Annotated in this window: 19 protein-coding genes; 1 reads left to right on the forward strand and 18 read right to left on the reverse strand. The window is 48.4% G+C overall.

Going from position 1 to position 21,356, the window contains the following annotated elements; genetic code table 11:
* Positions 1-9 precede the first annotated feature (9 nt).
* From NUW46_RS13370 to cysQ, 17 genes are all read right to left on the reverse strand, one after another.
* Entirely contained in the window at positions 10-1,140 is a 1,131-nt protein-coding gene (locus NUW46_RS13370) for a glycosyltransferase (protein WP_418140328.1), read from the reverse strand.
* Positions 1,133-1,846, reverse strand: coding sequence for a hypothetical protein (locus tag NUW46_RS13375; protein WP_418140329.1), 714 nt, complete (start codon positions 1,844-1,846; stop codon positions 1,133-1,135). Before NUW46_RS13375 ends, NUW46_RS13370 begins: the two co-directional genes overlap by 8 nt.
* A 276-nt stretch (positions 1,847-2,122) precedes the next feature.
* Positions 2,123-3,385 (reverse strand): hypothetical protein, encoded by a 1,263-nt coding sequence (locus tag NUW46_RS13380; RefSeq protein WP_418140330.1) that lies wholly within the window; start codon positions 3,383-3,385, stop codon positions 2,123-2,125.
* A gap of 106 nt (positions 3,386-3,491) precedes the next feature.
* Positions 3,492-4,520: a glycosyltransferase family 2 protein gene (locus NUW46_RS13385; protein ID WP_418140332.1), complete on the reverse strand. Its 1,029-nt coding sequence runs from the start codon at positions 4,518-4,520 to the stop codon at positions 3,492-3,494.
* Between the two features lie 68 nt (positions 4,521-4,588).
* A complete protein-coding gene (locus tag NUW46_RS13390) occupies positions 4,589-6,034 on the reverse strand; it encodes a lipopolysaccharide biosynthesis protein (protein ID WP_418140333.1) in 1,446 nt (481 codons plus the stop codon).
* Between the two features lie 84 nt (positions 6,035-6,118).
* Positions 6,119-7,093 (reverse strand): sulfotransferase, encoded by a 975-nt coding sequence (locus NUW46_RS13395; RefSeq protein ID WP_418140334.1) that lies wholly within the window; start codon positions 7,091-7,093, stop codon positions 6,119-6,121.
* 32 nt (positions 7,094-7,125) lie between these two features.
* A complete protein-coding gene (locus NUW46_RS13400; protein WP_418140335.1) occupies positions 7,126-8,136 on the reverse strand; it encodes a sulfotransferase in 1,011 nt (336 codons plus the stop codon).
* A gap of 2 nt (positions 8,137-8,138) precedes the next feature.
* Entirely contained in the window at positions 8,139-8,828 is a 690-nt protein-coding gene (locus tag NUW46_RS13405; protein ID WP_418140336.1) for a WbqC family protein, read from the reverse strand.
* The gene (locus NUW46_RS13410) at positions 8,828-9,925 is read right to left on the reverse strand and encodes a DegT/DnrJ/EryC1/StrS family aminotransferase (RefSeq protein ID WP_418140337.1); all 1,098 of its coding nucleotides are present in this window, start codon (positions 9,923-9,925) and stop codon (positions 8,828-8,830) included. Before NUW46_RS13410 ends, NUW46_RS13405 begins: the two co-directional genes overlap by 1 nt.
* On the reverse strand, positions 9,922-10,794 hold the full coding sequence (rfbA, locus tag NUW46_RS13415; RefSeq protein WP_418140338.1) for a glucose-1-phosphate thymidylyltransferase RfbA: 873 nt from the start codon (positions 10,792-10,794) through the stop codon (positions 9,922-9,924). The genes NUW46_RS13410 and rfbA overlap by 4 nt, the downstream gene beginning before the upstream one ends.
* Entirely contained in the window at positions 10,791-11,864 is a 1,074-nt protein-coding gene (rfbB, locus tag NUW46_RS13420) for a dTDP-glucose 4,6-dehydratase (RefSeq protein ID WP_418140339.1), read from the reverse strand. Before rfbB ends, rfbA begins: the two co-directional genes overlap by 4 nt.
* Positions 11,861-12,829 carry a Wzz/FepE/Etk N-terminal domain-containing protein gene (locus NUW46_RS13425; RefSeq protein ID WP_418140340.1) on the reverse strand — a complete coding sequence of 323 codons (969 nt, stop codon included), beginning with the start codon at positions 12,827-12,829 and terminating at the stop codon, positions 11,861-11,863. The genes rfbB and NUW46_RS13425 overlap by 4 nt, the downstream gene beginning before the upstream one ends.
* Positions 12,829-15,528, reverse strand: a complete 2,700-nt coding sequence (locus tag NUW46_RS13430) for an SLBB domain-containing protein (protein ID WP_418140341.1) — start codon at positions 15,526-15,528, stop codon at positions 12,829-12,831. Before NUW46_RS13430 ends, NUW46_RS13425 begins: the two co-directional genes overlap by 1 nt.
* 33 nt (positions 15,529-15,561) lie before the next feature.
* Positions 15,562-17,043, reverse strand: a complete 1,482-nt coding sequence (locus NUW46_RS13435; protein WP_418140342.1) for a capsule assembly Wzi family protein — start codon at positions 17,041-17,043, stop codon at positions 15,562-15,564.
* A 220-nt stretch (positions 17,044-17,263) separates the two neighbouring features.
* Positions 17,264-18,022 (reverse strand): Wzz/FepE/Etk N-terminal domain-containing protein, encoded by a 759-nt coding sequence (locus tag NUW46_RS13440; RefSeq protein ID WP_418140343.1) that lies wholly within the window; start codon positions 18,020-18,022, stop codon positions 17,264-17,266.
* A gap of 94 nt (positions 18,023-18,116) precedes the next feature.
* Positions 18,117-18,596, reverse strand: coding sequence for a transcription/translation regulatory transformer protein RfaH (gene rfaH / locus NUW46_RS13445; RefSeq protein ID WP_418140344.1), 480 nt, complete (start codon positions 18,594-18,596; stop codon positions 18,117-18,119).
* Positions 18,593-19,369, reverse strand: a complete 777-nt coding sequence (cysQ, locus tag NUW46_RS13450; protein WP_418140345.1) for a 3'(2'),5'-bisphosphate nucleotidase CysQ — start codon at positions 19,367-19,369, stop codon at positions 18,593-18,595. The genes rfaH and cysQ overlap by 4 nt, the downstream gene beginning before the upstream one ends.
* 90 nt (positions 19,370-19,459) lie before the next feature.
* On the opposite strand from cysQ, the gene NUW46_RS13455 reads away from it, so the two are divergent.
* The gene (locus NUW46_RS13455) at positions 19,460-20,821 is read left to right on the forward strand and encodes an MBL fold metallo-hydrolase (RefSeq protein ID WP_418140346.1); all 1,362 of its coding nucleotides are present in this window, start codon (positions 19,460-19,462) and stop codon (positions 20,819-20,821) included.
* 18 nt (positions 20,822-20,839) lie between these two features.
* On the opposite strand, the gene NUW46_RS13460 is transcribed toward NUW46_RS13455, so the two are convergent.
* Positions 20,840-21,283 carry a pilin gene (locus NUW46_RS13460; RefSeq protein WP_418140347.1) on the reverse strand — a complete coding sequence of 148 codons (444 nt, stop codon included), beginning with the start codon at positions 21,281-21,283 and terminating at the stop codon, positions 20,840-20,842.
* Between the last annotated feature and the right edge of the window lie 73 nt (positions 21,284-21,356).

Here is a 21,356-nt window from a genome sequence, read left to right on the forward strand (position 1 = left end):
TACTGCCTTTCAGTTAGCGTTCAGCTCGTTTTCAATAAGCTCCAGATAGCGGCGCGCCCGGATCTCCGGACCAGGGAACCTCTTAACAAAATCGCGCGCTGCCGAAACCCTTTCAGCCCGAACTTTCTCAGGCAGTTCAAAATACTCATAAATTGATCTAGCAATTGACGCTTCATCAAGAGGGTCAAAATACTCAGCGTGAGAACCGCAGACATCGTGGATAAAGTCTAAGTCTGATGCAAAAATCGGTCTTTCGACCTTCATAGCCTCAATCGGCACGGCTGAGAAACATTCCAGGAGGCTCGGAAAGATCACACCATCCATTTTAGCGTAGAATGTCGGGCATTGAGCTAAACGCAACCCGCCAACATTAATAATGTTCTCCCTGAATTGGGCGTTACAGGCTTGCCATTCTCCGTCAGTAAACGTCACATAAAACGACACGTTCAAACCGTATTTCTCTGAAAGAATCGCCTTAACGCCTGGAAGCACCTTTAGATTCTTGTGGGGGTAGTTTCTGGAAATAATACCCAGTTTGATATCTCCGGAGGCCTCGGGAAGGTCTAGGTCAAGCCATTTACCTCTATCTGAGTAAACAGAATGCACAGCACTTTCTACAATAGTAATGCTTTTAGTGCCGAAAAGAGCCTTTCGCTTTAAACCTCTTCTTACATGATCTAACTCAACAACCAAAGAGCTCGCTTTCCAAAAGAACAACTCCTGAATAAAATATTTGACTCTTGTGTAAAACCGGCTTTTCCGGTCTAAGCTATTAAAGATAGGGTTGTCGGGATAAATTATATTTGGCTGGGCAAACCCCATAATATGTTTCAAACCGAAAGCGAAATCATAACTAGGACCAAAGACAGTGAACACTACATCATAGCCCGTTAATCTCTGGCTAAGGCCCTTCCAAAGAGCCGAAACGCCAAAAAAGTCTTTAACCTCATAAGATGAAAACGATCGAACATCCGCGCCGAGCGAAATGAGGTTCTTATTGACTTCGCTCGATGCCAGGACGTGGATTTCGGCGGAAGACCCTTCCAATTGCTTGCTCGCACAATCCAGAAACGAAGACGCTACCGCCACGCCACCTCCAGTGTGAAGATTGGAGCAATTAATAAGCACTTTTTTATTCACAGAAACGACTCATGAGACGGGGGACATAGTACCTTAAAACATTCCGCCAATAATTTGGCTGCAGCAATGGATCGTCTGGCGCTAAAAAACTCTCCAGAAATTCTATCGACACAGATTGATCATCCCCCCTTTCTTCCATTCGAAAGACAGGACTCAGGCCCATGATCGCACCGATCTCCTCAACTATTTTGACAACGCTAACATTACAGGCAGATGCGATTATCTGAACAGTATTTGCTGACCTTCCTGAATTGACAACCTCTGTCACAACCCGAACGAGATCCTCCACCCCGATTAAATTTCTTTTAGCATTAATTTGAACATCTAAGGTACTTTGAGCGAAAAGCGATCTAACCAAATAGCTAACCAATGTATTATTGTTGACAACGCCCACAACCTGAGGCAATTGAAAAATGTAAAAACTGCATCCACACGATTTAACCAAATCTTCCATATTACGCTTATGTTTCGTATACTCGCTATCTCTTCCCAACACAACATTCGTCGAGGAAAAATAAATGAAAATTGAACCTTGAAACTTACGCAAAGCTTTGTTGAGCAATTCTCTTTCTCTACTAAACTCACTTTGCCTGGTTTCACTGGAACGCGAAACACCTGACGCAAATATTACCACCTCATCGTCAAACCATGAATCTGCGAAAGCCTTTGCGATTAACCCTTCACCGATGACATGAGGTTTATTCATAACTATCCCACCTATGCAAAAACAGAATTCAAACGAAAAGGACCTTACGGCTTAACCCAACATCGCAAATAAGGTTCTAGATCAAATCAACTAAATATTGAAGCGACACAGTTTATAAAGAAACTCAAACACTTTCACCCGGATAAAAGCATCTAGGTAAAACTAAAACCTGAAAAAGCGAAAACAAGAATAAAGCCCAGAAATCATCAGCTTACTAAAATAGACTTGCATTGTATCTAAAACTCAATCAATCAGCGAAGATTAAAGAAGAAATGATTATCTAAAATATACAAACCACCTTAACCCAAAAATCCTTAACAAGCCAAAACCAAAAATTAATAAAAAGAAAACCACAAGATACAAATTGAGCGCCGAATGCTTAAAATAAAAAACCCCCATGAACCCGACTTGGCTATAAAGATAGATCGCCAATATCTGGCCAAATGACGTAATCCTAGAGACGCTATCTTGACTGTACTTTTTAATCAGCATTAACCACATCAACAATGAGGTGACCATAAGAAAAAGCATCGTGCCCACTTTCCCGAAATCCCTGAAGATAGAGCCTATAAAAAACTTAAAGGTCCAAGGATTTACATCTCGATTCAGATAATATTGCCAATGATAGTCGCGATCAATTTCACCACCAACACCCAACAACGACAATATCTCTCTGAAACCGTTCCAACCATGATACAATGGCGGATCGATCACATACTGAGCATTGAACTGATGGACCTGCTGTGCGCCGTACGCAAAAATAAAGAAAACCTCATTAAAGCGATCAATGGTAATTAAAATAAATGCACCACCGCCTAAAACACAAAATATCACAAGAACTAGCCAAAAAAGCTTTGGCAACTTGAGGTCAACCCATCGTCGGACAAAAACATAGCAAAAGGCGAACGAGAACAACCAGAAAACTACTCCATCCCTGCCTGCGAAGGCCAAAGAGTTAAAAATATAAGAAGAGCTCGAAAAAATTAAAGAAAATGCGCAAAAGTTACTCCAAGCACCGAATATTTTAGTTGCTAAGATAAGAAATGCCAATAATTGGCTAAGACCGAAAAATACAGAAAAGCCAACAGCGATAGTATCTTTTATTGAACCAGATAAGACAGAGTAATCGCCAGAATTTGTCAACGCTCGGAGGTCTTCGGCCCCAAATCTAAGCGCAAACGATGCTTTTGGGAAAAATACAATAATTGAATAGAAGCCACCAAAAACAAGAACGACACAAAGAAATAAAACTATATTCTTATCAATGAGATTGATTTTAACTTCTTTTCTTGACTGATGAAAGAAAAGCGGGGAAAAGTATATTATTAATGCCAAACTCAAATAAAGAAGTGCAGAGAAGCTCGGTCCTTGAGAGCTAGTTGCCTCGACCGCTTTGGCATAAAATATGGCAAAGCCCAGAGGGAACAAGTAAAGCAATAGTATAAAGTCGCCATATTTTCTAAAAGGCGAAAACCTCCCCCTGAAAAAAAAGAGTCTCGCCCCAAACACCAAAATTAACGGTAAAAGATAGAGATACACCTAATCGTTCCTGACCCACATCTTTTAACATCCTCTACGCTCAAAGGTTCTACCTTTACGCTCTGTCCCACGAAATCAATAACTTAATAGCTTGTATTTTGCTGAGTTATCTTAACATCAAAAATGGCATCAGCAATATTCCCAGCAACACCTGTCTAAAACTTAAAAAGGGCTTTAAGCGGAAGCTATTAGCAATTAATCGTGCAGACATCTTATAATCTTTCAGCCTCAAATAATCAACGCTGGCGGAGTAAGTGAATTTACTCCTAAGGAAATTGATCTCATCATTAAAATTCGAAAACTCTTCAAGTTTACCCAGCTCCGTAAGACAGGATTGCATTCTGCGATGGTAATTCAGCAATCGCCCCTCTCTTCCCCTAGCTGCGGACCAACTTCCAAGGACACCTACCCGATATACGGAGCAATTCTCGTTTAAGAAAACGGCACCACCTCTAGCGGACCCTAAACATTTTATAACCAGGTCCCCGACCGGAACGTGTTGAAATTGATTAGCAAATTTATCTATTATTTCTCTTCGTACCATAAGTGATGAAGTCGCACACCAGCCTCCGCCACCTTTAATGGCTCTCGAAGCATTAATTAGTTTCTTTTTTTGTTTTCCTAGAATGGTAGATAAGATCCGTCCATCTGTATTTATTTTTGCGACAGGGTGCGTGCACAGATCAACGTCCGGCGTTTTATCAAGTAATTCCTTCTGCTGCTGTAACTTGTTCGAGCCAAACCAAAAATCATCGCCTTCGCACATCGCAATCAACCTTCCTTTCGTATTCGGAAAATTCAACAATGTTGGCCGCATACCTTTAGAGCGTTGATTCTCAGCTTGTATGATGGATTTGATGATATTCGGGTACTTACGTTGATATTTTTCAATTATGGTTGCTGTTGTGTCAGTTGAGGCATCGTCATGAATACTAACCTCAAAAGGAAAATCCGTTTTTTGGATGAGAAAACCCTTCAAGGCATCCTCTATATATTCCTCATGATTATAAGTGTTGCAAATTACACTAACCTCTGGAATGGCTCGATCGCCATGCCAGTGTTTCATGATTTCTGACTCAGAGGGCAAATCATCTATTTGTAACTTTCTAAAAGTATCAATATTCTTCTGAATCACAAACGATTTCCTTTTCCACAATTCCAAACGCGTTCCTTATCAGGCTCATGAGAAGGTCGAATTCAGGATTACCGGCGCGCTATAATCAATCGTGCTCGCTGCATACAAATAATGGCACCATCTACCCTCAGCAAAAAACTGCTCAGCAAGTAGATGAAGCAGCCTGCACAGGCTCCCAGCAATAGCCAGACAATCGAAGGGTCGCCATTGTTTTCTGATAATAGGAACGAGAAGTAGCCGGCAACTGTAGCTGACACTGCTGGTTTCAGAAGATCCCATAACTGCTGCTTTAGGGAATAGTTAATAAAACGCACTGTAAAATACGTATTTGGAATGAGTGCTATCAATGAACCAAGTACTTGGCTGAAGACAATTCCGATCACGCCATAGGGTATCGCTGCAAAGAGTAACGACACGTTCACTGCCTTCTTCAACAGGCCCACCTTAAGAACGAGATCTGAACGACCTTTTACATTTAATAGATTGATATTAAGCATGTGCGCCGGATAAAGGAACCCGACAATGCACAGAAGCTGCAAGAACAGAACAGCATCCGACCAACTGTCATCCAGGAGGAGCTCGAACAGCGATGAAGCCAGGCCCGCGATTAATGCCATCACGGGAGCCATCAGGAACATCGTCATCTGCATTATCCGCCGGTATTTATGCCTGAGAAGATCCGTATCATCTTGCAGCGTAGCCAGAGCCGGGAACGTGGCTTGCTGCACGGCAGCGGCCAACTGCTGGGAAACCAGATTACTGACTTTTTTGGCAAAGAAATATAAGCCAGTAACTTCTGCGCTAAAGAATCGACCTATTACAAGAACGTACGAGTTTTGATAGAGAACTGAAAGCAGACCCTCGGCAAGTAGATTCCGGCCAAAACGGAAAAGGCGACGAAAAGACTGGGAGCTAAACTCCAACCCAGGCCGCCATTTGCTAATCAGCCAAAGTGTTCCAGCCGACACCAAGGCCTGGCCCAGCATCATGACCACCAGGCTCCAAACGCCCCATCCAGAGAGCGCAACCGCGATCGCTAGAATCCCCGAGCTAACGGCACCGAGAGTATTGGCTTGCATCTGAGCCTTGAAATTCATTTGGCGACTCAGTACCGCTATTTGAACTACCTTGCTCGCATTGACGAGAACAACCAGCCCCATTACCTGAAGCAAGCCAGTTAGCTGAGGTTGGTTGTAAAACTCAGCAACGAAAGGCGCGCCAATAAACAGCGCTACATAGGCAACCAAACTCAGGACAAAATTTGAATAGAACACCGTATTCAAATCAATTCCTGATACGTCCTTACTCCGAATCAGGGCCTGCCCGAGGCCAGAAGTCACAAAGGCATTTGCTAGTTCGAACGCTACCATTGCCATCGCCACAAGTCCGAATGCCTCGGGGGCGAGCAGTTTGGCAAGAAAAACTGTGAACAGCGTTGTAGAGCCTCTAGCCAAAAATAAGCTGGCTAGGTTCCATAAAACACCGACAGTTATTCTTTGGCTTATTCCATTCATTGGATAAACAATGAGGTTAATGATTGCGGGAAAATATCAGAGTCAGAAGGGACAACGTCGATGTTGTTCAAAAACTCTTCGCCACTAGCGCTGATAAAATTTCGCCTTTGCGAGCATATTATTTATTACACCCTCAGAGCGCTGTAGCTCTATTTCGGAAAGCTCCTTTTCATTAAGTCTCTCCAAGGTGTCCTCTGTAATGCTTAAAAGGTCATCACGTGAAAATTCCGTGTCATAACCCAAATGATTCATTTCATGAAAACAAATCTTTTCGATCGCCTTGATCTCGACCTCTGCAAGCTCCTTCAAATACTTTTTACTGTTGTTCCTAATAACACCCTTAGAAAGATTATTCCAAGTGGTCTGCATACCGGCATTTTTTTGAGTCAATTCATCTTTGTGAAATTCGAAAATCCCCTCGTCAAATGGAACCCCGAGGAATTGAACTAGTTTTTGCATCTCTAACTCGTTATCAGCAGTTAGCTCCTCGTATTTTATAAGATGCGCCTTTCCCTGCTGATTTAACAACTCAAAGTTTTTCAGGCTTTGTTGTTGATCATGTTTCCATTGCCTAGCGGCCTTGACCACACCACCGGGATGGTCGGAACTCTTTTTCCATGAAAGTGCCATGTCTCGAGGATCACGAGTTTGATACACAAACTTTGCCTCTGGAAAATTCACTAGCAGAAATGGAAAAAATTCATAAATATGGTTTTCTTTTATGAAAACATGTTGTTTTCCGTGAGCCCTAGCTTCCTCTAGGAAAATATTTTGCAGTAAAGACTTAACATCACCGGGTTGGGCCATATCTTGGAGGTCATCCAGCGAAAGCTTCACCTTCCAAACGGAAAAATCAACGCAAAAAAGTCGATGTATGTCGGTTAAAAGCTCATTCCAAGAGTTCTTATCAGTTAAATCGCCATATCGAAAGAGGTTTCGCGCAACTGGATTAATGATGTGTTTCGTAGATGGCCCGCATATATTTTTATGGCCATTTATAAGCTTGGAAATGAAATTACTTCCTGACCGCTCTGAGCACATTAAAAAGAAAAAAGACATTTGATTTCCTGAGACTATGTACCTAAATATTCTCAATAGTTAGCTTTTTGAAACGCTCTTTCAACTTGTTCCTTACTATATTCTTCAAGCACCCACTGATTGGTATTTGAAAAATGTTTTTCACCAGAATAGTCCTTGCCAGCCAGAGCCGAGATATCGGCTTGAGACCTGAGCCGACTCGTAATCTCGTCGTAATAAAACTCCGGGCGTTGACAAAAATCCTCGTATTGAACGATTAATTTTTTGTGCTCCGGGAGCGCGGCAATTCCCTGCTCTATTGAACGATTGATTGCCGAAACCTGACCAGCTGCGGAGTCAAGAGGATTTAGATCTTTTAGTTCAGGGTATTCCTTGATCTTGAAGGAATACCAAGTATCAAGGTCACCGAATTGCCGCTGCCGGGCCTGTAATACAGACTGGATATTGAAAACTGGGTCTCGACGAATCCAAATAAAGAATGCATTCTCGAACTGATCGTCTAAATCTGGGATATTCTGATTCAAAATCATAGCTTTTAACGCAAATGGCTTTTCCATTATGTTCGCCAGAGCGTTCAGCTCATTTCTAAGCCCTGCTAAATCTGCTTTCTTACTAAGCTCTTCCGAGGCCATGTAGTCAAGTGCGTCAAACGGAAGAAAACGTCGCCAGAAATACCAAAATTCGTTGGGCGCCAAAGCCCCTTTCGTTTTGCCGTTCTCGGAATTGAAGTTGATTTCAGACCTGAAATCCAGAATTTCGTTTCTGAAGTTATAACGCGGATCAGTGAGCAGTTGCTGGATTTTTGCACCAACCAGAGGAGCGCCATAAAATCGAGAAAGTAAGTTTGTCGGATACGCGACCAATCCAGTATTTGCAAGCCATTGAGTAAACAGGGTTGTTCCGGAACGCAAGGCACCCACAATGAATATCTTCGTATATTTTTCTGAGTTGTCCCGCTTGGATAGTTCAATATTCGCCGGCGACAAGAGCTCGGTGACTTCAGTTAGAAGATGTTCAAGGTCGTAGTTTTTAGAAAACTGTTTATCTCGCTTTCGATCTTCCATTTTCACACCAGTTCATATTTCGACAAAAGTGATCTGATTTCATCGGGCCGACAGTTCATTAGGACGTCAATAATGGAAAGCCCAGAAATAAACCCATTCGATAACTGCTTATACTCAACCAATTCTGGTTTCAAAAAGCTTAGCTTCAGCTTTTTTCGCTCAAAATTTTCTCGGCTGTACAGATCAATTCCACCGATCGGATTAATGTAGTGATCGGCATTAAACCTGTTACATAGGTCGATGATCCGATTTTCAGCGGGCTGTTCTCGGTCATAATCAATGGTACTTGTTTTTTTAAAGCTTTTTTCGAGGCCAAGATAAGAAAATATCTCTTTGTAAGAAGCCAAGCATAAATCAGCAATATCTCTTACAGGTTGCGAAAGTACCCTTTCGATCATTGGGTAAATTGTGTCGAAATGTTTTGCTTTTGAATAGGCCTGAGATATAGATTTCATCACCTTGTCGACATCATTGGAATAACTTAGCTCGTAGATTTTTTTGTTTTGCGAAGCACCAGGAACCGGAATGGTGAAGCGATACGGTTGACCATCCATCATTATTGAATTTCTGTTTATATACCCTTTTTTTATATATGCGACGTCATCGAATAACAAAAATAAATCGCTGGCATAAATAAGTTGAAAATATCCAATGTACGGAAACAAATACGGCTGCATAACCGCCAAATTCATTAAACTAACTCCGATTTGATAATATCGATAATTGTGCGCTGTTCATACCCGGTTAATTGCTCGTAAATGGGCAAGCAGAGAATTCGCCTAGATATATTATTTGAAATTGGCATAACTGGGTGGTCCCCAAGACACGCCACGCTCTCTAGTGATGGGTAAAAATATCTTCTTACCTGTATGGAGTTGTCCTTTAGAGCGGCGGCAACAGCCATGGCTTGTTCTTCGGTCTCAAATACAGCTGGGAAATAAGCGTGATTGTAGGAGAGATCTTCACTTATGTTCTGGAACTGCACTTTGTCATTCAGTTCTTGCTTATAGCGGCGCCAAATGTCGGCCCTGGCAGCCAGGTTTTGATCAATCTCATCCAATACACAGAGGCCCATTGCAGCCTGGAGCTCGTTGAGCTTTGCATTTACCCCGAGCTCTTCAATGCTTTCCGGGCCCGTAATACCAAAGTTTATTAACTTTTTGGCGCGCTCCAAGTCTTCCTTGCGTTTAAAGATAATCGCGCCGCCCTCTCCTGTATGGAACAGCTTAGTGGCGTGAAAGCTCAGCGTTGCAGCGTCTCCATGCTTCAGCAGACTCTCTCCTCTATACTGAACGCCGAAAGTATGGCACGCGTCATAAATGACCTTAAGGTTGTGCTTGTTAGCTAGTTCGCTGATCGCCTCTACCTCACAAGCATTGCCGAATACATGGACAGGGACTATCGCACGGGTATTAGCATTTATAGCGGTTTCAATATTTTTCGGGTCCAGGCACCACGTTCCAGGGTCAATATCTACGAATACAGGATTCACTCCATCCCACTTAAGAGAGCTTGCTGTAGCGATAAAGCTGAACGGAGTGGTGATGGCTTCAGGATGCTGGCCTGCCTCCTCGCCGCTCACACCGAGCACACGGTAAGCAATTTGCAAGGCAAGGGTGCCGTTACCAACCAATAGAAGATTTTCTACACCGAGGTATTCTTCAAGCCGACTGGTGAGTTCCTGCACCAGTTGACCGTTATTCGTTAGCCATTGGCGGTCGTATATGCCATCGAGGTATTTGTTGAGTTTTTCGCGGCTAGGAAAGTACGGTTTTGTTACGGGTATCATTCAGCGTTTCTCAAGATGTCTAGTAGGTATTCACCGTAGCCGTTTTTCCTCAATTGGTCAGCCTGAGCCAAAAGCTGATCTCTACAAAGCCAACCCTGATTAAACGCAATCTCTTCCAAACACGCAATCTTATAGCCCTGTCGCTTTTCAATGGTTTCTACAAACTGTGCAGCTTCTAACAGGCTCTCGTGAGTGCCGGTGTCCAACCAGGCAAAGCCGCGGCCTAGCAGTTCCACGTTAAGCTTACCCTGCTCCAGGTAGGCACTGTTTATATCGGAGATCTCCAGTTCGCCGCGATGGCTGGGTGTTACCTGCTTTGCAATGTCTACGACGCTGTTGTCGTAAAAATATAGGCCTGTGACCGCGAAGTGGGACTTGGGTTTTTCGGGCTTTTCTTCGATAGAGATGGCCCGTTTTTCGTCGTCAAACTCCACCACACCGAAGCGCTCTGGATCTTTTACCTGGTAGCCGAAAACAGTGGCACCCTCGGAGCGATGAGCGGCCTGTTTCAGCTTGGGAGTAAAACCCTGACCGTAGAAAATATTGTCGCCCAGCACCAGGCACACGTTGCTATCGCCAATGAATTCTTCGCCAATGATAAACGCCTGGGCCAAGCCGTCAGGACTCGGCTGCACTTCGAAGCTCAGTTTAATTCCGAATTGTTCGCCATTACCAAGAGCACGTCTGAACCCCGCCTGATCTTCTGGAGTTGTGATGATGAGAATGTCCCGGATGCCCGCCAGCATAAGCACAGAGAGCGGATAATAGATCATTGGCTTATCGTATACCGGGAGCAACTGTTTGGAGGTGCCGAGAGTTATAGGGTAGAGACGAGTGCCAGAACCTCCGGCAAGAATGATACCTTTCATGGGGTCACTCCTAGACGTTCTCTTTGGTAGCTTCCATCTTGCACTCGTCTACACCAATCAAGGTTGTCCAGGTACCACTGCACCGTTTTACGAATGCCGGAATCGAAGGTTTCTTCTGGAACCCAGTCCAGCTCGTTCTGAATTTTGCTGGCATCAATGGCATAGCGCATGTCGTGGCCGGGTCGGTCTTTAACGTAGGTAATCAGCTCCCGGTAGTGGGCGTCCGCAGGGCGGAGCTCCTGGAGAATGTCGCAAAGAGTGTGCACAACCTCGATATTCTCTTTTTCATTATGTCCGCCGATATTATAGGTTTCACCCGGTTGGCCCTGCGTGAGAACTTTGTAGAGGGCACGTGCGTGGTCTTCAACGTACAGCCAGTCACGAATCTGGTCCCCTTTACCGTAAACAGGAAGCTGTTTTCCTTCCAGAGCATTCAGGATCATCAACGGGATGAGTTTTTCCGGGAAGTGATAGGGGCCGTAATTGTTACTGCAATTGGTTATGAGTGTTGGCAGGCCATAGGTTCGGTGCCACGCCCTAACCAGGTGGTCTGAGCTGGCCTTGCTGGCACTGTAGGGGCTGCTCGGCGCATAAGCGTTCTCCTCGGTAAAAAGATGAGCTTCGGCGTTCGGGTCTTCACTGGGATGCGGAAGATCTCCATAAACTTCATCTGTGCTTATGTGGTGAAATCGGAAGTTGGCTTTCTTTTCACTTTCCAATGCCAGCCAATAGTGGCGAGTGGCTTCCAGCAAGATATAGGTGCCTACGATGTTGGTCTCTATAAAGTCTGCGGGGCCATCGATGGAACGGTCTACATGACTCTCAGCGGCGAGATGCATGACGGCATCGGGTTGGTAATGGGCCAACACACGCTCTACTTCTGAGCGGTCGCAGACGTCTATCTGCTCGAAAAAATACCGTTCGCTGGCACTCACCTCGGAAAGACTTTCCAGGTTGCCGGCATAAGTAAGTTTGTCGACGTTTACAATGATATCGTTGGTATTCTGAATGATGTGGCGTATGACTGCAGAACCGATGAAACCGGCGCCGCCTGTTATAAGCAATCTCATGTGTTTTCGTTCTCTTGTTTTCCGCTGAGAATGAAAGCGCGGACGAATACAATTAATGCCCCAAGTATACCGCCCAGCGCAGTCGCAACTATGCAAATTAAAGCTCTCTTGGGCTCAGTCTTCTCCTGCGGGACAACCGCGGGGTCAACCGTCTCAAACACGTACTCCTTTTGTGCATTGGCAAGCATCACGGTACGGGTTTCACTTTCAATGAGCTGGTAGAACACCTGCTGCATACCGGCTACATTAGTCTCATTAAGCTTGCCCTCGAGATACTCAATACGAGCGTTGGCTTTAGTTACATCCTGCTGTCGCATGTGTTCGTTTATATCAGTCACCAGCCATTCTGCCCACTGCTGCGCTGCCAGCGGGGAGAGGCTTTTAACGCTCAAAGTTATCATACCAGTGTCCTTGTTTTCGCTGACGTTCAGGTGGTCCTCCTTAAACGTCTTTACAAGGTCCCAGTCCGTTGGCTTGAGGCTTTCACCTTTCTCATCAGTCAGCCATTGGCCGCTTTCAATGTTGTAAACGTCGGCGTTGTATATCCAAACCTGGTCATTATCGTTCCAGGCTTCAGTGGCCAAAAGCGGAACTGAAAGACTGTGGCTGCGAATGAAATCGGCGATGAAAGCACGGGATTGCAGCACTTCACGGGCGATCATCGTCTGATTAGACCCACCACTACCAAGGCTTATACCTGCCAGACTGGCAAGGCCGCCAAGCTGCCCGCTGATGCCACCTGTTCCGCCTTCATCTTGCGCGGGAGCCAGCAGAACGCTGGCTTGGTATATATTCGGTTTGCTCAGTGCGTAAAGCACACCGACAGCGGCAAAAACTACTGTGAAAACAGTGATGATCCATTTCCCGCGCCATAAGATCGCGAATAGCTCCCGCAAGTCAATTTCATCGTCTGGATAATAGGACTGGCCCATCGCAGGCTGAACGGGCAACTCACGCTTAGTCATCACAGATTCCCCACAGCCGCAGCGCCCAGCGCCATCTGGTAAACGATCTGGCTTACGTTGCTCCACAGCTCCAACTGGTTCAGGCGGTCCACATCAATGGGCATAATAATGGTGTCTCCGGGCTCCAGTTGCTGGCTACGGCCACCAAACCAACGGCTTTTCTGAGGCAGCATCACAGAGCCGTCTGCCTTCACAACATACACTCTGCTGTCATCCGCCTGGCGGGTTGGGCCGCCGGAGCGTTCCAGGTAATCATCTACGGTGAGGCCGGGCTGATGTAGGTGACTGGTCGGGAACTGTACCTCCCCAAACACGGAGACCGACTGCGGTATATTTGGAACGCTCAACGTATCACCATCCTGCAAGCGGATGCTTTGATAGTCTTCATCCTGCATAACCGCAGCAAGGTCGATTACCATGCGGCCTACAGGTCGACTGTTCTGGACGTCCTCCAGCAACCCCTGAACCTGTTGTACCCGCTGGGCGTTCTGACCACCGAAGCTGTCACCTTGAAGCTGCACCCCCAAGAGATCTCCCTGCAGGCGCTCCTCGGCTTCCTGCAGGCGCTGAGCCTCCAACTGGCGAAGTTTCTGGCGTGTGAATACCGCTCCTCTTGGGAAGGCGTTCTCGGTGAGCCCGCCAGCACGAACAATGACGTCTCTCAGGGTTTCGCCTTCCCCGAAGGTGTACTCTCCGGGGTAGCGCACTTCACCGGAAAGCGTGATTCGGTATTGTTTGTCAAAATCTGGAGTAGGCTGAATCAGTATAGAATCACGGCTTTGAAGTCTTTGCCGCGTTTCGCCAGCCATTACATCCGCCAATGCAATCTGGCGGGTGATCACCCTGCGGTCGCCCTCTTCAGCAAGCTCCGATCTGGCCAGTTCCGCCGAAAGCAGGGATGCTGAGTCTTTCAGGCCTCCAGCGAGAGCAATTACATCGGCAAGCCCGCCGTTTTCAGGGATAGGGTATTGACCCGGGTAGCGAACTTCTCCGGATATGGTGACAAACGAGGCGGGATCACGGGGAGTTGCCTGGATGCGGAGCTGCTTCACCAACCCGGGCAGTAATTTCTCCCGCTTTGCATCCTGCAGCTGTCGGAGTTCGTCCTGCTCACTTTCGGTGAGTTGCTCTCGCTCCAGCATGGAAAGCCAACGTCGCTCTTCATAGTTTTCTTGGAGCTCTTCTTGCTGCTGGGGACGAAGATTAGCCAGCTGTTGCTCGGACGGCTTCGAGATTCGCTCACCTTTCTCCAGTCGCTCCTGAAGATCCTGGTATTCGGCGTATCTCAGGGCCCTTTCATCGAGCTCTGTTTTCTCCAGATCAGAGAACACGAGCAATTGGTCCCGTTCCTCAAGGATCAGATCGGCTTCACTGCCGGGGCTGAGAAGGGCATCTCGCAGATCAATCACCAGGGTGCTCAGGTGATCATCCGCGGACTTTCTTACGAGAAGTGCTACATCGCGATCTGCCGCAGGCAAAAGGTCGTTTCGGAGATTTTTCAGGACGGATGACACCCTCATTCCGGGGACGAATGCATAGCGCCCCGCCCGCGTGGCGGCCCCACGGACTTCGACATACTGCCCAGTGATGTCGGCAATAGAGGCAATGGTGATGCGATCACCCGGCAATACCCGAGCACTTCGGCCCTTCGGCTCGGTGTAGTCCGCTTCTGCGATGATTCTCAGGAAGTCTTCGTTGGTGCGCTCAATTTTTACTCGTTCCGGGTAAGCCTGAGGTGTAAGCCCGCCGGCCAGGCGCACCAGTTCTCTCAGGCTGGTGTCATCTTCCAACTCGTAGAGGGCGGGCCGGTAGACTTCGCCATCAATACCCGCGCGCTCGCCAACTGGCGGAATGAAAACAACATCCCCTGGCTGAAGGCGATGGTCGCCGGAGCTATCGCCATTGAGAAGCAGGTCATAAAGATCCAGGGTGCCGATGAGCTTGCCGTTGCGCTTATGCTGCACAGTGCGCAGGGACCCAGACTGCTTTACACCGCCTGATACATACAATGCATTGGTGATGGTGGAAAGCGAGCTTACCGTGTAGGAACCGGGGTTACGGGCCTCGCCCAGCACAAACACGCGCATACTGCGCAGTTCGCCAAGCGAAACACTGGCTTCCACGCCGATGTATTGTTCGGAGACCCGCTTACGGATCTGCTGGCGAGCTTCATCAAAGCTCAGGCCTGCAACGCTGAGAGGTCCGGAATTGGGGAAGCTAATGGAGCCATCTCGACTTACTGGGAGCTCAAGCTGTTGGTTTTCTTTGCCCCACAGCTGGATGCGAAGCACGTCTCCGGGGCCGAGTGTGTAATCGTTGGGAACGGGAATTTCCGTTACCGGAGCAAAGGTAGTGGGGCTAGCCGCGAAGAGGTCGTACCCGAAGGGTTTAAGCCCCCCATTTTTTCGGGCCAGCTCTTCCTCATTTTGCTGCTGTTCCTGCTCTTGTCGCATCCGCCGTTGGTTGTCACTCGCATTACTTTGTTCAGGCTCGACAACATCAACATTTTCAGGGCTCTGCTCGCTCTGGCGGCGGCCCTGTATATTATCCAGATCTATGCCGTACTGCCGGGCCAGGGCTTCTTGCTGCGCCCTTGGCAGGTTTTTGAACTGTTCAATTTGGGACTGACTAATGGACTGGGCGGTAGCGGCTAACGGTAGCAGTAGTGCGAGGGGGAGCAATAAATTCTTAAGCTTCACGGGTATGAGTCCGGCGTTTTGGTTCAGTCAAATTTAGAAACGATAAGTCCAGGTGGCGCCGACAGACCATTGGTCTTTTTCGCCAGTCAGGTACTGGTTTTTTTTGTCGGTTGCCTGAAGGTTTAGATCCAGCCAGCCATCTAACAACCGGCTACCGTATCCGAGATCAAAAATAGCGACGTTCTGATCACCCTCGGGTACGGTGTAAAAGATGCCTTCATTGTTCACAACCGTGCGGTTTGCACCGTCTTTGTTCAGCCTGGCGTAAGTTACCTTGGCAGTCAGATTGACACCATTGTCGAAAAAGTTCAGGGCGCCAATAGTAACGGCTTCTGCATCGCCATCGAAGCTAGCCGCCATACTGCGGCCGTAATAGCGATAGCCGGAGCGGTAGCGGGAGTGATCGTAGGTGATGTTGGGTATGGCGTCGCCAAGCAAGTCGTCCGCCAGGGTGCTGATGTACTCAACAAACCACTGCTGGTCAGCTTTGAATAGCTGCGTCGTCCAGTCCGCGCCCAAAAGCCAGGACTTACGAGCGGGAAAGGCTCCGGCTTCGTCTTCGCCCATCATCTGGGCGTATAGCCCCATGGATTGCTGGCCAATTGCGAATCCGTAGCGGGCATCGATGCTGGCGAGCTGGTTACCAGGGTCGTTTTCCTCGAGCTGGCCGTTATCCCGGCCGATCAGGGCGTTCCATATGGTCGACGCCCCTTCAGGCCGCCCTTCTCCACTGAACATGATGGCCCGTGAGAGGCCAATATCCAGACCATCGATCGGGCGGAACGTAAGGCGCATGCCAATCAGTTTGGCATCGGGTACTGCGCGATCACCTTCGTACTGTCCGGCAATGGCTGTAAACTGCCATGGGCCAATCCAGCGTAACCATGGGGTTTCGAAGGCATCAGTGTTGTTCCGATTAATCCAGAGCGCTGGCATGGGGCGGGCGTTGTTGGAGAGAATGAGGCTGGATTGCCAGCCTGGCCCCCACCATCGGTCAATGGCCCCAGCGCCCAAAACCCAGTTACCGGCGGCCGCTGCGAGGTAACTGCCATCCAGCCGAAGCTCTTCGTTATCATCGCTTTCATGGGCGTACGATGGCTTAAGCCCCAGGGCCCATACTTCGCCCTGCCACTGAAGGTTGATCCCCGTGCCAACTTTGGCAAGTGAATTCTGATCAAAACCGCGAACCCCGGGTATCTCGCTGCTGGCATAGAGGCTGTACTCGCCTCGGAAGCCCTGCTGACCCTGCTGTTCCTTTTCGAAGCGCAGGTAGGCAGCAGCGGAGCCCACCGAAGCCCGATCAGAACTAACGCTGTCCTCAAGGCCACTGTGGACCGTACTCCACATCATTGGCCAGGTGCTGATGGTGCGATCCATATGACCGCGGTCTGCCAGTTTCTGGGCCGCAAATCTCGCCCGCGAGTCTCCCGGCTCGAGCCAGGGCGCAGCCGATAGAGTAACACTTGTCAGACACGCTACCGCCCCACCGACCAGGGCCCAGTGTTTTAAGGTCATAAGATTGGATTATCTGAAAAGCGACAGGACACACGCAAAAGGAAGGGGACAACTGACTCCCAACTGTATCCTTGTCGGTAGATGAATGAACTGTTTCAGAAGCGTGACGATTTTACGGCAATGCCCATGACAAGCAAGTGACAAAAATTCTGACACATTGGTTATCAGGGGGTTATGGGGGTAAAGATTTGTTAAAGGTTTGGAACCTCAACCTTATCGTCTACATTTCGTTCAGGTTTGTTCTAACCAAGCTTACAAATTCGGCAAAAAACGAGAGAAAAATGCCGCCCATCAGACCCAGCATGGCAGCCAAAACCACAATCAGGCTCCGTGCGGGCCCTTTACGTTCTGCCATTTGGCGGTTGAGCACCAAAAGTTCTGCAGGCTGGATTGAGTGAAGAAGCACGTCAAGAGAGAGACGTTTATTCACTGCGTCGGCTATGGCTGCCCCCACATCCTGAGAACCTTCCAACCTTTCGATAGTTGAGGTCAAAGATTCGATTTGTCTTTCCAGGTTACTTTTGAGGGTAGACACCGCAACAGCTTGGGTCTGCTCCAGCTTTTCGATGAGCTTGCCATGAATCTGCTTAACGTCCTCAGAGTTCACCGGCACCGCTTCAGATACAATTCGGACAAGGCCTGTGTTCTCGGGATTCGAAAAGATTACATCGAAAGGAAGTGGCTGATCGTGCTTTGCAAGGTAAGTGGCCTCGATTTCAGGGAGCCAACGATTTTCAAGCGTGGCTACAACGGTGGCAGGCTTTTCAACAAAGCTCCCTGCTTCCTTTTCCGCCAATTTAAACAGGCTGACGTAATCATATTTCTCTGGAATCAGAATGGCATACAGAACGCCCGCAGCGAGCGTAATCAGAAAAACAATATAGAAGATTCGTCGATGCTTCAGAAAAGTGGAGGCCAAGTCCACAAGACTGATCTCGTCGTCCGGGATTTGTTGAGCTGAACGCTGCCTTTCTTCCATATAGATTCATCCTTTTTATTATTATCCGGGCAACCCATAGATGGATATTGGCCGGGGCTCCCACACTCAGAGTGGCACTTGCATGGCATTACCTTTAATTTTTTATAGCAGAGACCGGCACTTTTACCCTCTGCTGCTTCTGCATGAAGTTGATAAGCACTATCGCTCGGGCTTCGCCATCATAGGACTGGAAAATGGCATTGATGCCTTCAAATGGCCCTTCGTTCAACTGCACGGCTTGGCCAGGTTTGATGCCGCCCTGCTCTGCTACAGAATCGAGACTGCCCCTTATATGATGGATCACATCGTCACCAATGGCCGCGGGCTTGTTAGCAAAACCCACAATCCTCAACACACCGCGAGTAGAGCGCAGCTTTACCCACACGGGATCGGTTTGCTCCAGGTTGACAAACAGGTACCCGGGAAAGAGCGGCTCAAGCTTCTTTGTGCGCTTGCCAGCCTTGATTTTCTCCACCGTAATTTTCGGGTAGAAACAGGTAATGTCCTGATTTTGAAGATGCTGCAAGGCGCGGTCACCCTGCGCGGGCTTGTACTGAAGTGCGTACCATGTCATGGCTGCGGAAGGTACCAGCTTCCCGCCGCAATGAAATACGGATTTAACACATCTTGTTTACCGTATTTCAACGGTTTGCCATCTACCGTTTGAACTTTTCCGCCCGCTGCCACCAGCACCGCCTGCGCTGCGCCCGTGTCCCACTCGCAGGTTGGCCCCATACGCGGGTATATATCGGCGTGGCCCTCGGCAATACGGCAAAACTTGAGCGAGCTGCCTGCCTGCACCAACTCGTGCTCGCCAAGCTTGTCGATAAACGTTCTAGTTTCCGGGTTGAGGTGGTTTTTGCTAGCCACCACGCGTTTTACATCTTTGGCCTCCGCCACCCGAATTCGGTGAATTTTTCCCGCGCGATCACGCATGTGAGCGCCCTCACCGACCACTCCCCAGTAGGCTTCTTTCAGGGCCGGAGCGATGACCACACCCATAACCGGCTCACCGTCCTCAATCATGGCGATGTTGACGGTGAACTCGCCGGTGCGCTGGGTGAAATCCTTGGTGCCGTCGACAGGGTCCACCAACCAGAACCGGCGCCAGTGCTTGCGTTCTTCCCAGGGGATATCTTTCCCCTCTTCAGAAAGGATGGGTATATCCCGGCTAATTCTGCGCAGCCCGTGGGTGATGATGTCGTGGGCGGCGGTGTCTGCGGCCGTGATCGGAGAATCGTCTGTTTTGTAGCTCACCTTGAAATCAGACTGGTAGATATGCAGCACCTTTTCGCTGGCTTCGTCTGCTACCTTGATGACATCCGGGAGGATGGAGCTGTAATGCATGCGATTCGCTTCCTGCTTCAGATCAAAACGTTATGAACTAACATAGGTAATAGTAACACTCCCTTAACAAAGAACCAGAAGGACGCCTCTATGAAACTTCGCTTCCTTGGCGGCACAGGTACAGTCACCGGCTCCCGCTACCTGCTCTCGGACGACAAGCACCGGTTGCTGGTGGACTGTGGCATGTACCAGGGCGTGAAAACCCTGCGCCGGCGTAACTGGGCGAAGTTTCCGGTGGATCCCTCCACCATTGATGCGGTGGTGCTTACCCATGCCCATATTGACCATTCCGGCTACTTACCCGCCCTGGTGAAAAACGGCTTTAAAGGCAAGGTCTACTGCACAAAGGCCACCCATGAACTATGCAAGGTTCTGCTGCCAGATGCCGGCTTTCTTCAAGAAGAGGATGCGAAATACGCTTTTCGCATGAAATTCTCCAAACACGAAAAGCCGGAGCCGCTGTTTACCGAAAAAGATGCCTGGGAGGCCCTCAAGCATTTTGAATCCCTGCACTACCACGAGACATTCGAGCCGGTAAAAGGGTTCCAGGTAACTTTTACCCCGGCGGGGCATATTCTGGGCTCCTCCTGCGTGCACGTTCATCACAAAGGTGCCGACAGAACGGTTGTGTTCAGCGGAGACGTAGGGCGACAGAACGACATCATCATGCGACCACCGGAGCCACTGAAGAAAGCTGATGTACTGGTGTGTGAGTCGACCTATGGGGATCGCCCGCACGGCGAGACGGACCCGGAAGCGGAACTGGCCGACATCATCACTAAGACGGCCGGGCGAGGTGGCATTGTGCTTTTGCCAGCTTTTGCGGTTGGCCGAGCGCAGTTGCTGCTTTACGTGATTCACAAAATTATGGGAGACGGGAAAATCCCCAAGTTGCCAATCTTCCTGAACAGCCCCATGGCCATTAAGGCCACCGAGATCTTCTGCAAGCACCATAAGGAACACAAACTTAATGCCGCCCAGTGTGAATTGATTGATGAGAAAACCCAGTTTGTTCGCAAGGTGGAAGAATCGATCGAACTAGACGCAGTGCGCTACCCCTGCGTGATTATTTCTGCCAGCGGGATGGCCAGTGGTGGGCGGGTGCTGCACCACTTAAAAACACTGCTACCGAATCCTCGAAACAGCATTGTTTTTGCTGGATTCCAGGCGCCCGGTACTCGAGGAGATGCGTTGGTGAATGGTGCGGAATCGGTGAAGATCCACGGAGAGTATTGGCCGGTTAAAGCCGAGATTCATAATCTGGATTCGCTTTCTGCGCATGGGGATTATAACGAGATTCTTGCTTGGCTGGAGCAGGGGTCGCTCAAGCCGGAGAAAGTGTACGTCACTCACGGGGAGATGGTTGCGAGTGACGTTATGCGTAAGAGGATACGTGACAAATTTGGCTGGGATGTTGAAGTGCCGGAGCTGTTTGAGGAAGTGGATGTGTGATTTCCAAACAAACCTCAGTTAGATGACGGTGCAGTTGTCAGGCGCGTAGCTGTCGCTCCAGCTTGAGGCCTGCGAGGGGTCTATAATACAGTTCCATAATCCTATAGATGAGCGCTCAAAACGCACAATCACTCCTGACAAACCAGCCCTCACTTTGCCCCCCATGGTCACCTCTATGTGACCAGTACCGTCAGCATTGACAACAGCGATTTGGGTACTGAAGTCACCCGTCGTAAGTTCAGAAGGAATATAACCTAGTGTATCGTTAGTAATCGGCGCACTGCTGTGCAGGCTGGCCTCATAGGCTGTCCGGTAGTTTCCGAGCTCTCCAACTACACGGTACATTTGCGTTTTTCCCACGTTACCCTGATAGACGGGAATGGCAACGGCAGACAGTATTCCCAGTATAGCCACTACAATCATTAACTCTATCAGCGTGAAACCAGCCTGCAGTTTTTGCATGTTCACTACCTTGGAAGTGTTTATTATTCAGCTTCTGAAGAACGAAGCAAAATTCGCACCATAGCGAAATCGC

It is taken from the genome of Marinobacter sp. MA, from assembly GCF_048298425.1.
GTDB classification, from domain to species: Bacteria; Pseudomonadota; Gammaproteobacteria; order Pseudomonadales; family Oleiphilaceae; genus Marinobacter; species Marinobacter salsuginis.